Origin of the sequence: Chitinophaga sp. CCNWYY40 (assembly GCF_037483205.1) — a bacterium.
GTDB classification, from domain to species: Bacteria; Bacteroidota; Bacteroidia; order Chitinophagales; family Chitinophagaceae; genus Chitinophaga; species Chitinophaga ginsengisegetis.
In genome coordinates, this window is the sequence record NZ_JBBHLF010000004.1 from 841,897 (window position 1) to 855,306 (window position 13,410).

Annotated in this window: 12 protein-coding genes; 7 read left to right on the forward strand and 5 right to left on the reverse strand. The window is 44.6% G+C overall.

The genetic code is table 11. The annotated features are described in order from the left end of the window. Window position 1 precedes the first annotated feature (1 nt). From V7S65_RS18150 to yihA, 5 genes are all read right to left on the reverse strand, one after another. Window positions 2-1,561 carry a SusD/RagB family nutrient-binding outer membrane lipoprotein gene (locus V7S65_RS18150; protein WP_336387471.1) on the reverse strand — a complete coding sequence of 520 codons (1,560 nt, stop codon included), beginning with the start codon at window positions 1,559-1,561 and terminating at the stop codon, window positions 2-4. A 26-nt stretch (window positions 1,562-1,587) separates the two neighbouring features. Then, entirely contained in the window at window positions 1,588-4,938 is a 3,351-nt protein-coding gene (locus V7S65_RS18155) for a SusC/RagA family TonB-linked outer membrane protein (RefSeq protein ID WP_336387472.1), read from the reverse strand. Window positions 4,939-4,957: 19 nt separating this feature from the next. Beyond that, complete coding sequence (locus tag V7S65_RS18160; RefSeq protein ID WP_336387473.1) at window positions 4,958-5,938, reverse strand: FecR family protein; 981 nt, start codon at window positions 5,936-5,938, stop codon at window positions 4,958-4,960. 73 nt (window positions 5,939-6,011) lie between these two features. Then, complete coding sequence (locus tag V7S65_RS18165) at window positions 6,012-6,599, reverse strand: RNA polymerase sigma factor (RefSeq protein WP_079469481.1); 588 nt, start codon at window positions 6,597-6,599, stop codon at window positions 6,012-6,014. A 117-nt stretch (window positions 6,600-6,716) separates the two neighbouring features. Then, window positions 6,717-7,325, reverse strand: coding sequence for a ribosome biogenesis GTP-binding protein YihA/YsxC (gene yihA, locus V7S65_RS18170; RefSeq protein ID WP_079470057.1), 609 nt, complete (start codon window positions 7,323-7,325; stop codon window positions 6,717-6,719). An 86-nt stretch (window positions 7,326-7,411) separates the two neighbouring features. On the opposite strand from yihA, the gene ubiE reads away from it, so the two are divergent. From ubiE to V7S65_RS18205, 7 genes are all read left to right on the forward strand, one after another. After that, the gene (gene ubiE / locus V7S65_RS18175) at window positions 7,412-8,158 is read left to right on the forward strand and encodes a bifunctional demethylmenaquinone methyltransferase/2-methoxy-6-polyprenyl-1,4-benzoquinol methylase UbiE (protein ID WP_079469482.1); all 747 of its coding nucleotides are present in this window, start codon (window positions 7,412-7,414) and stop codon (window positions 8,156-8,158) included. Next, entirely contained in the window at window positions 8,131-8,829 is a 699-nt protein-coding gene (gene porT / locus V7S65_RS18180; protein WP_079469483.1) for a type IX secretion/gliding motility protein PorT/SprT, read from the forward strand. Before ubiE ends, porT begins: the two co-directional genes overlap by 28 nt. A 306-nt stretch (window positions 8,830-9,135) precedes the next feature. Continuing rightward, complete coding sequence (locus V7S65_RS18185) at window positions 9,136-9,630, forward strand: hypothetical protein (RefSeq protein ID WP_336387474.1); 495 nt, start codon at window positions 9,136-9,138, stop codon at window positions 9,628-9,630. A 9-nt stretch (window positions 9,631-9,639) separates the two neighbouring features. Continuing rightward, entirely contained in the window at window positions 9,640-10,047 is a 408-nt protein-coding gene (locus tag V7S65_RS18190; RefSeq protein WP_111576778.1) for a helix-turn-helix domain-containing protein, read from the forward strand. 10 nt (window positions 10,048-10,057) lie between these two features. Next, entirely contained in the window at window positions 10,058-10,519 is a 462-nt protein-coding gene (locus V7S65_RS18195; RefSeq protein ID WP_111576779.1) for a hypothetical protein, read from the forward strand. A gap of 70 nt (window positions 10,520-10,589) precedes the next feature. Beyond that, a complete protein-coding gene (locus V7S65_RS18200) occupies window positions 10,590-11,933 on the forward strand; it encodes a dihydroorotase (protein WP_336387475.1) in 1,344 nt (447 codons plus the stop codon). Window positions 11,934-12,058: 125 nt separating this feature from the next. After that, window positions 12,059-13,387: a MutS-related protein gene (locus V7S65_RS18205; RefSeq protein WP_079469485.1), complete on the forward strand. Its 1,329-nt coding sequence runs from the start codon at window positions 12,059-12,061 to the stop codon at window positions 13,385-13,387. Window positions 13,388-13,410 lie beyond the last annotated feature (23 nt).

Here is a 13,410-nt window from a genome sequence, read left to right on the forward strand (position 1 = left end):
ATTAATCTTTCAACAACCACATCACACTATTCACATTGTCGCTGCCGCTAAACTGCCGCTGTATGGCCTCGTTGAGATTAGTGTTGTTATAGCTCAGCTCATTATCGGGATAAAGCCATCTTACCGGGAACTGCGTAGCAGGCGTATTCAGATTGGTGGTGGCATTCAATTTGAATACCGGATAGCCCGTTCTTCTCTGCTCATACCAGGCGTTATAGTTAGAGCCCTGCAGGAATCCCGCGAGATACTTCTGTGTAATGATCTGCAACAACTGCTGCTGCATACTGCCGGTGAGTGCTACTGCCGTTACATACGACTGAATATAGCTATCATCTATTTTCATATTGTGATGATAATCTTCTACATCCGGCGTATACGTAGCGGTGAATTTCATGGAATTGGTGATACCTGCAGCATAATAATTTTGCGCCGGAGTACCGGTGATCCATCCCCGCAGCGCTGCTTCTGCCAATACAAACTGTAATTCAGGATAACTGAAAACACTTACCGGTTCTGCATTTACCAGGTTTACATACCGGCTGTTCAGATCGGAATAATCTTTCGACAGGCGGATAGATTGCAGTGCAGGGAATGCGTCAGATGGCTCTGCACCTACATACGCATCATAGTCATCTGCTGTTTTACCGGCTGCAATTTTCACCGGCGATGGCTTTGCATAATAAAACAAACGGCGGTCGTGCAATGCTTTCAGCGGATCTATCAGCGTGGCAGACAGCATGGTATAATTTGATTTTACAAAGGAGTTACCTGAACCGGCCGGCACATCGGACCAGGGATAATTTTGTCCTGCTGCAGCCGTATAGGTAAGCGCAAAGTTATCGGCATACGAACGCATTAAAGGTCTGTTGGCAACGATCTCTTTAAACCGCTCCACCACTTTCAGATCCGCGTCACCTGTTTTCTTATAGAGGTTCATCAGCACATGCAATTCAAAACTGTTGGTCAGCCGGCGCCAGTTATCCACTTTACCGTTATACACCGGATCGCCGGTGAAGTCTTTCCCTGCTGCAAAAAGAAGATTGGCGCTGTCGAGTTCATTGAGGATACCGAGAAACACTGCTTTCTGTGTATCATATCCCGGTTGGATCACATTTTCTGATTCTCCTTTCACCGCCTGTGAATAGGGAATATCGCCTACCTGTATGGTTGTTTGAAAAAATTGCCAGGCCCTGATAAAATGTCCTAATGCGCTATACGATTTCCGGAGTTCTTCATCAGGTGCATAACCTATCATGGGCGGCACATTACGCAATAACGCGATCCTGTTAAAATTGGTTCTTCCAAATTTATTATACTGGAAATTTTCCTGGCCTTCTCCCCAGGTAAGATATTTCCCCAACAGGTATGGCTGCATAAAGCTTTTGGCAGAACTGATATCCGACCTGGTAATACTCAGGATCATGTTGGTAGCCAGCATGGCAGAACTTACCTGCGTGGTTTTATTCGGGTTGGTATTGATCTTATCAAATTTGGAGCAGCCGGTTACCATTGCAGCGGTAAGGGATACGGACAATATATATTTCAGTGATTTGTGTTTCATGAGATTTTCTTTGATGGTGAAAGATATCAGAACCCTACTTTGAAATTAATCCCCACCAACCGTTGAGATGGCGAGTTCAGGTTTTCATCATCCACATCGGGATCTGAAAATTTGAAATCTGTAAACAGGAACAGGTTCTGTGCAGTTAAGGAAACGGAGGCGTTTTTTATACCGCTCTTTGCAAGCATGGTTGCCGGGAACCGGTATCCAACGGATATTTCACGCACCTTTACAAAGGTTTTCTTTTGTACGCCATAATCGCCTCCCCTGAAGTTCTGCGCATAGTTCTGGTAAGATACCTTTGTATCATTCACCGCATATTTGCGGGTATCGCTGGTAATATTTCCAAAGTTGTCGTAAGAAACGCTCCCGGAGAGTACTTTCACGCCCTTGCCTACATAATTGGTTAACCCATTCACTACTTCATCGTAGCGGTATTCATTATCAGATTCAGGATTGGTACCGGAGTCCCACATTTTATCGTAGATGTAATTATACATCAATCCGCCAACGCGGCCATCGATATTGAGTGATGCGGTAAAATTTTTATAGGAGAAGGTATTGATAAAACCGAAGCTGAAACTGGGATCACTGTAACCATACTTTTGTTTGTAATCGCTTTCCACGGGGTAGCCGTTATTGTGGATCACGTTACCATCGGGATCCCGCAGCCAGTAATAATCTGTATAGGTATCGAGTCTTTCTTTTTTCTTCACCCAGGGGCTTTGCGCAGAGTACACCGGATCGAGGTTTACATAGTAGCGGTGCTGGTTGGACCAGTTGATAGTCGATCCCCATTGGAAATCTTTTTTCTTCAGTACTGTACCGCTGAGGGTAATTTCCAGTCCTTTTCTCACATAGGTTTCGGCAGTATTTACCAGGGTGCTCAGGAATCCGGAGGAGCCTGGAATAGACACAGAAGTTTGCTGGTTATAATAGTATTTGTTGAAGTAAGCGACGTCTATATTCAAACGTTTTTTAAACAGGTAGGCGGCAGTACCAATTTCCCAGGTGCGTTGTGAACTGGGCAGCAGGTTAACGCCCAACAAGCTGCTGGGGTAACTGGCAGAGTTAGCGCCGTTCCATGCGCCGGTGGTGGTGGTATAGAGACGGTTGATATCATACACACCTGCGGGCGTTTTGAAGGTAGCCCAGGAACCGCGTATTTTCCACATGTCTGTAAATGCGGGCATTTTGAATAATTCAGACAATACCACGCTGGAACCGATGGAGGGATAAAAATAGGCCCTGTTTTCTTCCGGTTGTGCAGAGTTCCAGTCGTTACGGCCGGTAGCGTCAATAAATACGGTATTTCTCCAGCTTACAGCGGCTCTTCCATACAAACTGTTTACCTGCCTGCTGCTATAAGCTGGTGTGAATGTAGGCGGTTCAACGGAGCCATTGAGCGAAAAGAAAGTAGGACTTGTTAACCCGTTTTTAGTAGAAGCTTTCAGTCCTTCGTCTACCCAATAATAAATAGTTCCGCCCACCATTGCTTCAAAGTTCCAGTCGCCCGCTTTTTTATTATAGCTCAGCATGGCGTCATCATTGGTACTCCAGCCCCAGGTGTTGTTGATGCTGTATAACCCCCTGGCATTCCATCCGCCGCGGGTAGAGTAGATATTAGCCGTTGGGTTGGTAAAGGTTTCTTTATTGTTATATACATCATAGCCGATACGCACCAGCAGGCTAAGATCCGGGGAGAATTTATAGTTGGCGGTCAAACTGGCGTTGGTGGTATTCTGCTGGATCGCATTTAATTTTTCGTAGGCAATCAGGTAGGGATTATCATACCAGTTGGTGTACATCCAGTTTTGTGTTTGATTGGGTGTTTTCCAGTAATCGCGGTACTGGCGGATATCGTATTCGGGGCCTGTCCACATGGTTAGCTGATAAATGTAGCCCTGGTTACCGTAGCCGGTGCCCCATACCTGTGGCGCCATTCTTTTGCTTACGCCCATATGTCCTTCGAGGCTGAATTTCTCTGTTGCTTTCAGTTCGCCGCCGAGGGTGAAGTTGTACATGTTCAGTTTGGCATTGGGAAACTGTCCTTTGTTGTAAACGTGGTTGAGGGAAGCACGGAAGCTGCCGTATTTTCCACTCTGTGATACGTTGATGTTGTTATTGGTCACTATGCCCAGTTCCATAAAATTCTTCAGGTTATTTTTACCTACCGAATTCAGTGGTCTGTTGTCTTCAAACTGTTTCGTGACCGGGTTCCAGTCCCTCGCTGTGTTACCTGCATCCAGCCTGGGGCCCCATACATAGTCGTTATCGATTTTTCCGTTTTGACCGCGGCCGTAAGAAGTTTGTGTTTTGGGAATGGCCAGGAAGCCACTCTGGATCATGGTGTTGCTGTTCACGTTTACAGACAGCCCGGTGCCGGTTCCTTTTTTCGTAGTGATGAGGATAACGCCGCCGGCAGCCCTGGAGCCGTATAATGCTGATGCAGTGGGGCCTTTCAGGATATCCAGGCTTTCTATATCATCGGTAGGGATATCGCGTAAAGACATGTTACCATAGGGAACGCCATCTACCACGAGTAAGGTACTTTCTCCTCTTAACTCAATAGTGGGTTTCGCAAAAAACTCCGTGGAGTTTTTAATTACAAGACCGGATACCTGGCCGGTAAGGGAAGTAGCCATATCCACTCCTTTCACCGTTTGTACGGCCTCGCCTTTTACTCTTTGTACTGCGTACCCCAGTGCTTTTTCCTGCCGTTTGATACCGAGGGCGGTTACTACTACCTGGTCGATACTGATGGCCTGATCGCTGAGAACGATGTTAATGGTTTGTTCTCCTTTTATGATGTATTCTTTTGGTGTGTAGCCGATGAAGCTGAATAACAGGACATCGCCATCTTTTACATTATTGATGGAGAAATTCCCGTCTTTGTCCGTCGTCACGGCTTTGGAGGTACCTTTCACCTGCACAATTACACCTGGTAATGCATTACCTGTAGAATCCTTTACCGAGCCTTTCACATTTTGCTGTGGTGCGATGTTACTGCCGGCAGCTACCACCGACCTGGTATCGGCGGCATCTTCTGCTTTTACCACGTAAAGCTTTCCGTTGATTTTCCGGCATACCAATCCTAATGGTGCAATACATTTGTTGAGATTACTCTCAATGTTATCTGCCTGAAAGATGGCCGTATTCGGCAGGAGAATATTTTTCCCTTTCAGCAGGTTGGTGTTGTAACTGAAGCGTACATCGAACTTTGCTTCCAGTTCGTTGATCACTGAAATAAGTGGTACGGCAGTTACCTTGTTTTCGCGGGTTGATGCTTTTAGTATCTGTGCTTTTGACCATTGCAAACAGCATAGCAAAGCAGTAACCATTATCAGTTGGGTACTGATTGATTTAACTTTTTTCATAACTAAATTTTGGTTGTCTCTAAAGGATTTTTTTGTTGTTCACCCGAATAGTCTTGTGTTGTAAAATGAATTTTAAATTAAAGGACTGTTCTATTGTAATAATGGCCTGCTGCAGGTTATCGGACGGAAGATATCCTGTAAACAGCAGTTCTCCTGTTCCTTCCTGATCGAATACTATTTCATAATCATATTGTTCGCCGAGTTTTTGCATCACTATTTTTAATGGTTCTTCTTTGAATGCGAGCAGGTTATATTTCCAGGATGTCTGGAACAGCGTATCCACCTTTTGCCTGGTGAGCATTTTAGTGTCTGCATTGTAACTGGCCATTTCGCCGGGATTCAGCGTCAGGGCGTGACCGGCGCCGGTATTGATTTTCACGCGGCCTTCGTTCAGCACTACCACTGCGTGGCCATTAGCTGTGTTCACATTAAAAGCGGTACCCAGTACGTTTACATCCACGCCGTTGCCGGTGTGTACAACAAAAGGATTTGCTGCCTGGTGGATCACTGTAAAAAAAGCTTCTCCTTTCAGCCATGCTTCCCTGGGCCGGTTTTTATGGGGAGATGTGTTTACGGTGAGGCTGCTGCGTTGATTGAGACTGATCACCGTACCATCTTCCAGCCGGAAGGTTTGTACCTGGCGGGTGTTGTTTACAAAATGGCGCTTATCATTTTTATCTCTGTAAAAAAACAATAACAAAGTAGCCAGGCCAATAAGTGGTACCAGGGCTGCTGCCACCCTGAAACCGGTTCTTTTCCATAGCGGGATCACCGGTTTGGATGGTGTATGCTGCAGGATGGCCGTAAAAATCTGACCGGCAGTATCTGCCGGCATGGCTGGCCAGGGTTGCTGCTGCAGCAAATCTTCCACCGCAGGTAAATATTCCGGCAACGGGTTTTCCTGTAACCAGGCGAGGAGCTCCAAACGCTCTTCCTGTGTACATTTCCTTTCCGTTAATTTAATAAAGAGAGAAGTGATCCGTTCCTTATTTTCTTCCATTATTCCTGGTTGACATGACAATAGTACGATCGGGCGAACCTAAAAGACGACCGGACCTAAAAATATTTTTTCCTCAGCGGAGGATATGGCAAAAGGCGGCAATAATAATGGAGATATCGGCATGTTGATAGAGGTAATGCCTTACAAAGCGGGAAGCTTTTACCAGCTGGTCTCTCACGGTATTGACGGAGATGCCCAGCTGATCGGCTATTTCCTGGTTGGAGCAGCCCTGTACTTTACTCATTCTGAAGATCAGCTGCCGTTGCGCCGGCAATTGGGCGATGGCATTCATTTTAATGGTTTCCAGCTGCCTGGTGTAGAGTATGTCGTCCATAGCGCCGGTATCTTCTGTATACATCTGCAGAAAATATTCGCGGAATTTCTGGTCGTGTACCGCTTTTCTGAGGTAATCGAATACATAGTTGCGGGTGGTGGTATACAGGTAAGCTTTGACCGATAATCCGGGATTCAGGGTTTCCCTTTTTACCCATATCTTCATAAATACTTCCTGCACCGCGTCGGATGCTACTTCCGGCAGGCCGCAGAGTTTCAGGGTATAGCCATAAATATGATCCCGGTATTTTTCATACAGTACCCGGAACGCTTCCTCATCCTGCGCTATTATCTTTTTACACAGTATTTCATCTGTTGCATCCGGCATTCCAACAAGTATTTGAGTAAAAAAATACCATCACTGATTAAGATAAACAAATAAAAATAAAAAATTACCTCAGATTACTGAGGTAATAATAATGTGTATAAAAGAAGATTCAGGTGATCAGGCGATGGCGCGGAATTGTGCATTCAGTTCATCGATATAGGTGAGGATCGCATCCCGGCCGGATTTCTTTACAGTGGAGGTAACGAAGTTGGGGGGCAGGAATTGCCAGGTTTCTCTCATTTTGTTGAGAAAAGCTTTTACGTTTTTGCTGACCTCTGCCTGGGTGCTTTTATCTGCTTTGGTGAATACCAGGCTGAAAGGAACATTCCATTCTCCCAGTTTTGTGATAAAATCGATGTCGATTTTCTGTGGCTGGTGGCGGCTGTCGATGAGCACAAATACGCTGACGAGGTTGGGCCGTTTGCGCAGGTAGTTTTCTATCATCTGTTCCCACTGGCGGCGCTGCGACAGGCTTCTTTTAGCGAATCCGTAGCCGGGCAGATCTACCAGGTACCAGGCGTTATTGATGGCAAAATGATTAATCAGCTGTGTTTTACCGGGGGTACCGGAAGTTTTGGCTAATTTTTCATTATTAGCCAGAATATTGATCAAAGAAGACTTACCTACGTTAGACCGGCCGATGAACGCATATTCCGGCCATATGGGATTGGGGCATTTTTCCCAATCGGGACTACTGATAAGATATTCTGCTGACTTAATAACCATAATGATATTGCTTTGTTCCATTAAAAATCCCGTATCCCTGTTTTTGCATACTGTCACATGACTACATTTCTTTAACTTTGCGCACTATGTCAGAAAATGCAAATGTTCAGAAGATCGTTCCCTTTGAAGGGTCAAAATTAAGCAAGAAGGAGCAGATAGCGACCATGTTTGATGATATTGCTTACCGCTACGACTTTCTTAATCACTTTATGTCGCTGGGAATCGACATCATATGGCGTAAAAAAGCCCTGGGGTATTTGAAATCGCTTCAGCCCAAACTCATGTTGGACGTGGCTACCGGCACGGGCGACTTTGCTATAATGGCAGAAAAGCGTCTTCATCCCGACAAAATTGTGGGCATTGATATTTCTGAAGGGATGCTGAGTCATGGCCGGGAAAAGATTCAGAAAGCGGGGTTAAGCGACAAAATTACCCTGCAATCCGGCGATAGTGAGACAATAAGTTTTCCCGACCAAACGTTTGATGCCATAACGGTGGCATTCGGTGTGCGCAATTTTGAAAACCTGGAAAAGGGGCTGTCTGAGATGTATCGTGTGTTGAAGCCCGGGGGTAAATTGGTGATCCTTGAATTTTCGAATCCCACAGTTTTTCCTATTAAACAATTATATAATTCGTATTTTCGTTATATCACACCTCTGATCGGGAAATGGATAGCCAAAAGCCAGGCGGCCTATAGTTATCTGCCGGAATCTGTGAAAGCGTTTCCGCAGGGTGAAGCAATGCGAACTATTTTAACCAACACCCGTTTCCAGGCCGTTACATGCAAAACGCTAACATTCGGCATATGTTCCATTTACTGCGCTACGCGCTGATATTCATCGTATTCGGGGTACTTCCCGCACGGGCGCAAACCCAGATGAATATGTTGGAACACGATGCAAAACCCTATTATTTTGGTATTACGCTGGCCGCAAATCAGTCGTATTTCAAACTGGAGCATTCTCCTGCCTTCCTGGCCGATGACTCTATTATGGTAGCGGAACCGCTGAAAACCATGGGATTTAACCTGGGACTGCTGGCCAATGCCAGGCTCAGTGAGCATTTTGACCTGCGCTTTAACCCGCAGCTCATTTTTGCCTCTAAGAACCTCTACTACCGCGATACCTATCCCAAACCACAGGATACAGAAAAAAAGATCGAGTCGATATTACTGAGCTTCCCCCTGCAGATTAAATTTAAATCGGACCGCATCGGCAACATGCGCGTTTATACCATCGCCGGCCTTAAATACGACTACGACCTTGCCTCCAATGCCCGTCTGCGCAGAGCAGAAGACCTTGTAAAGATCAAAAAGAGCGACTACGGCTATGAAGCCGGCGCCGGGTTTGAATTCTATTTCGAGAGCTTCATTTTTGCCCCGGAATTCAAGATCAGTAATGGTTTTGGCAATGTGCATGTGAAAGATCCGAACCTGCGGTATTCCAATGTGGTAGAGAAATTACAATCGAGGATGATTGTGTTTTCGATTCATTTGGAAGGGTAAGGGTGGATCAACCCTTTTAAGTTTAAAGTGAACATTATTTTCCCAACATTCTCACGGAAATAAATTTGAGATACCTGGTACTTTCTTCTGCTACCGGTGTATTTAAATTGTGCAGGCCGGTACCCACCGGCTTGTTTAGCATAAAGTCTTCTCCTGTTATGCCTTCGCATTAATTGCAATATATTAATTATTGTAAACTATATCAATGGAATCCATTCTTTCATTGAGCTATCTGAAGGATTGCCAGATTTACACTAATTCTGAAAGAATGATCAGGAATATTAATAACTTTGAATTAACTTAAAAGTGAATTGTTACAAAGGAAGGTTAATAGAATATTTAGAGACGCCTGAATTGACTATCTACACTTTTAAGCCCAAAGGAGAGGAGTGCTTATTTGATCAGTTCATTGGCAAGTTTGAAACAGACGCTGTTTATCGGAATGATTTAAATATAATACTGGCGGCGATAAAAGAACTTACCAAAAGAGGAATAGATCACTGGAGATTTTTCAGAAAAAAAGGAGAAGGACCTATTGACGCTATACCTCCGGGTAATAACGAACTTAGACTTTACTGTGTGCCCTATAGAAGAAATACCATAATTATAGGAAACGGTGGTGTAAAAAAAGCGCTCAGGGTGCAGGACTGCCCAAATTGCAGACCACATTGGGAATTTTTAATACAATTGGATGCTAAGATACAGGACCGCATCAGATCCGGAGACATTGTTTGGCTGGAGACGAACGGAAAGCAGAAACTCGTTGGTGAATTATATTTTGAAATTGGTAATTGCGAATAATTTATACTTATGGCTACTAAATTTGAAAAGCTATTAAATGAAGTCCCGGCTGAAACCAGTTTAATGGTTTCCAAATCTTTTGATGTTACTGAAAGGATATTGAACATACTCGATGAAAAAGGGATGACTCAGAAAGATTTTGCCCGGCTGATGGGTAAAAAAGAGTCGGAGATCTGTAAATGGATGAAAGGTACTCACAATTTTACATTGGAAACTATTTCCAAAATCGAATTGGTACTTGGTGAAACAATTTTACAGGTTCCCAAAGCAGTATACCCCGTTGAAAGTGACCCTGCTTCAATAAAGGAGGTATATTTTGATGCAAAATTACAGGGAGGCTCTCCTATCTCACCAAAAGAACTTGCATCTCATAAAAATATAATTATTAATAGATTTAGCTTCTCATTAGAGATTTGATCATTACGATATGGACACAGGAATAAGAATTGCTGATTTAAAAATACTGGATTATCATGCTGCTGACCCCGAAAATTTAAAGAAGGCGACTACCTATCATGGTAAAATAACCCTCGAAGCCGGAGTGAATATCGGCGCCAAAGAAAAACAGGTTACAATAGAATTAAAAGCAACCTTGTTTATTCAAAATGAATCTAAAGATTTAATTAACGTAGGATATATTGTAAGTCAAACCATATTTAATTTATTGGTGTGGGACAAATTCGTTAAAAAAGACGGCAATAAATATGCAATAGATCAGAGATTGGATTCCTTTTTAATCGGGGTATCGTACGATTCACTAAGAGGGCTTTTGCGGGAAAGAGGTAAAAATCATATCGTTGGCAAGATTATTCTGCCGGTTGTTGATCCCGCAGATATTACCAGGGTCAACATCGCCAGGAAGGCGGGAAAGGAGAAAAATAAAGACTGATCCTCTGCAATACCTTTTTCAGGATCACACTGATTCACCTCGATTACGCCGATTTTTTTACCTTTGCGGCATGCAAAATTACCTCATCAGGAATATAGCCGTGGTAAACGAAGGGCGCACCACGGTACAGGATGTATGGATCAAAGACCACCGCATTGAAAAAATAGCGCCCAATATCACTATCAGCGGTAATTACACGGAAATTAACGGGGAAGGCAAACACCTGCTTCCGGGCGTTATAGACGACCAGGTCCACTTCCGGGAACCGGGACTAACCCATAAAGCCACCATCTATTCAGAAGCACGCGCCGCAGTAGCCGGCGGTACCACCAGCTTTATGGAAATGCCCAATACCAAACCAGCCGCGCTCACCCAGGAACTCCTCGAAGACAAATATACCATCGCACAACACCACTCACTGGCCAATTACTCCTTCTTTATGGGGGCTGCCAATGATAATGTGGAAGAAATACTGAAAACAAACGCCAAAAAGGAAAGTGTTTGCGGCGTAAAAATATTCATGGGATCTTCTACCGGGAATATGCTGGTAGATAACTATCTCACCCTGGAAACCGTGTTTTCCAACAGTGAGCTGCTGATTGCCACACATTGTGAAGATGAAAAGATCATCCGCGCCAATATGGAAGCCTTTCAACGGGAAAAAGGGGATCGCCTCACTGCTGCGGATCACCCGCTGATACGCGATGTAGAAGCCTGCTTTGAATCTTCGCTGGTGGCTATACAGTTTGCACAGAAACACAATGCCCGCCTGCATATTCTCCACATCTCCACGGCGAGGGAGTTACAGCTGTTCAGCAATATGCTGCCGCTGGCGGAAAAAAGGATTACGGCAGAAGTATGTGTACACCACCTTCATTTCACGGCAGACGATTATGCGCAATACGGCAACCTGATCAAGTGCAACCCGGCCATTAAAGCGCCGGAAAATAAAACCGCACTCTGGCAGGGACTCCTGGACGACCGGCTGGATATCATTGCCACTGATCACGCCCCACACACCTGGGAAGAAAAACAACTACCCTACCTGCAGGCCCCATCCGGCGTTCCGCTGGTGCAACACAGCCTGCTGCTGATGCTCGAATATGTAAAGAAGGGAAACATTACCCTGGAAAAAGTAGTGGAGAAGATGAGCCATGCTCCCGCTATCTGTTTCCAGATAAAGGAAAGAGGATTTTTGAGAGAAGGGTATTATGCCGACTGCGTAATAGTGGATCTGCAGCACCAGACGAATGTAAATAAAGAAAATATTCATTATAAATGCGCCTGGAGCCCTTTTGAAGGCCATACCTTCCCGGCGGCAGTTACGCATACCTTTGTAAGCGGCCATGTCGCTTATGCCGACGGTGTTTTTAATGAGAACGTATTGGGCCAGCGACTGGCTTTCAGCCGATAGTTTTTGTTTCCGTAAATGCAGCGGCTCCTGCTGCATTTACGGAAATGCCGGCACAGCCTTTCAATTCTTATGGAATTTTTCTATCCTTGCATCTTCCACCGTATATTCACCAAAAAAGATGCTGCATGCAACTGGACAAAACATCCTACTACGACCTGTCTATTTTTAACCGCGACGAAGAATTTTCCCTGTTCCACCGCCTCGACTTCACCACCACTGCCGGTGGCCGCGAGTATCTCCGCCAGCTATACAGCAATCCTTTATCTGATATCAATACCATTAAAAACAGACAGCGTGCCTTACAATATATCCTGGAACAGGAAGCCAACTGGCCTTCCATTATTTCCAATGGTACTATCGTAGTGGTGGAGAATTACATGGATGCCCAGATTGAGCCGATTTCCAGTACCGAAGGACTTGCCCTGTATCTTCATGCGGCACTCAATAAAACTTTGTATGCGCCTGATTATGGCTATATCAAATTTTCGTTTACACAACTGGTGATATTACTGAAGGGGTTCCGTACGTTTATCAATGCCTTCAATTCAGACGAAACCCCAATGGTGCTGAAAGTGTTGCTGGACAGGGCGCAACAGCTACTTACCAAAAAGGAATTCTACGAAATTTTAAAAGCAGATGAAGAAGGGAAACTGAATTTTGTGGAGATCCTCCGTTATGATAATTATATCAGGAAACGGCACCGGAAGGTGATCCAGGAGCTGGTAGTCCTTTATCAGCAGCTGGATGCATACTATGCAATGGCTAAAGCCATAAAGCATTACAACCTGCAGTTCCCGGTTTTCTCCGGCAGCAACAGACCTGTTATTAAAGCCAAACAACTCTATCATATCATTCTTTCTGAGCCGGTGGCTTACGATGTTCAACTGGATGAAGCAGCTCATTTCATGTTCCTTACCGGCGCCAATATGGCTGGCAAAACCACCTTTATCAAGGCGGTGGGTGTGGCCGTATTCCTGTCGCATATAGGCATGGGCGTACCCGCTGAAAATATGGAGCTGAGCTTCTTTCACGGCATCTTCAGTAACATCCAGGTACAGGATAATATATTTAAGGGAGAAAGTTATTTCTACAGTGAAGTACAGCGTATCAAAAATACCATCCTGCAAATCAGTAATGGTAAAAACTGGCTGGTGCTGATCGATGAAATGTTTAAAGGCACCAATGTGGAAGACGCCAGAAACTGTTCCCTGGCTGTGATCAGGGGATTTCTGCAAAGTACCAACTGCTTGTTTATTCTCTCCACTCACCTCTATGAAGTAGCAGATGAACTGAGTTCAGAGAAACGTATCCAGTTTAAATATTTTGAGTCGACCGTTATTGACGATGACCTGCATTTCACCTACTTACTTAAAGATGGAATTGCCAAAGAAAAAATAGGTTACCTGATCCTGAAAAGAGAAAAGGTACTGGATCTGCTTACGCAGATAAAATAAGCGGGAAGCATTTAACTGCGGGC

Bases quoted from the DNA above. Each gene is read 5' to 3' on its own strand.
- yihA (WP_079470057.1), bottom strand. From the start codon at position 7,325: ATGGTTATTAAGTCAGCAGAATATCTTATCAGTAGTCCCGATTGGGAA.
- V7S65_RS18160 (WP_336387473.1), bottom strand. From the start codon at position 5,938: ATGGAAGAAAATAAGGAACGGATCACTTCTCTCTTTATTAAATTAACG.
- V7S65_RS18165 (WP_079469481.1), bottom strand. From the start codon at position 6,599: ATGCCGGATGCAACAGATGAAATACTGTGTAAAAAGATAATAGCGCAG.
- V7S65_RS18195 (WP_111576779.1), top strand. From the start codon at position 10,058: ATGGACACAGGAATAAGAATTGCTGATTTAAAAATACTGGATTATCAT.
- V7S65_RS18205 (WP_079469485.1), top strand. From the start codon at position 12,059: ATGCAACTGGACAAAACATCCTACTACGACCTGTCTATTTTTAACCGC.
- porT (WP_079469483.1), top strand. From the start codon at position 8,131: ATGTTCCATTTACTGCGCTACGCGCTGATATTCATCGTATTCGGGGTA.
- V7S65_RS18150 (WP_336387471.1), bottom strand. From the start codon at position 1,561: ATGAAACACAAATCACTGAAATATATATTGTCCGTATCCCTTACCGCT.
- V7S65_RS18200 (WP_336387475.1), top strand. From the start codon at position 10,590: ATGCAAAATTACCTCATCAGGAATATAGCCGTGGTAAACGAAGGGCGC.
- V7S65_RS18155 (WP_336387472.1), bottom strand. From the start codon at position 4,938: ATGAAAAAAGTTAAATCAATCAGTACCCAACTGATAATGGTTACTGCT.
- ubiE (WP_079469482.1), top strand. From the start codon at position 7,412: ATGTCAGAAAATGCAAATGTTCAGAAGATCGTTCCCTTTGAAGGGTCA.
- V7S65_RS18190 (WP_111576778.1), top strand. From the start codon at position 9,640: ATGGCTACTAAATTTGAAAAGCTATTAAATGAAGTCCCGGCTGAAACC.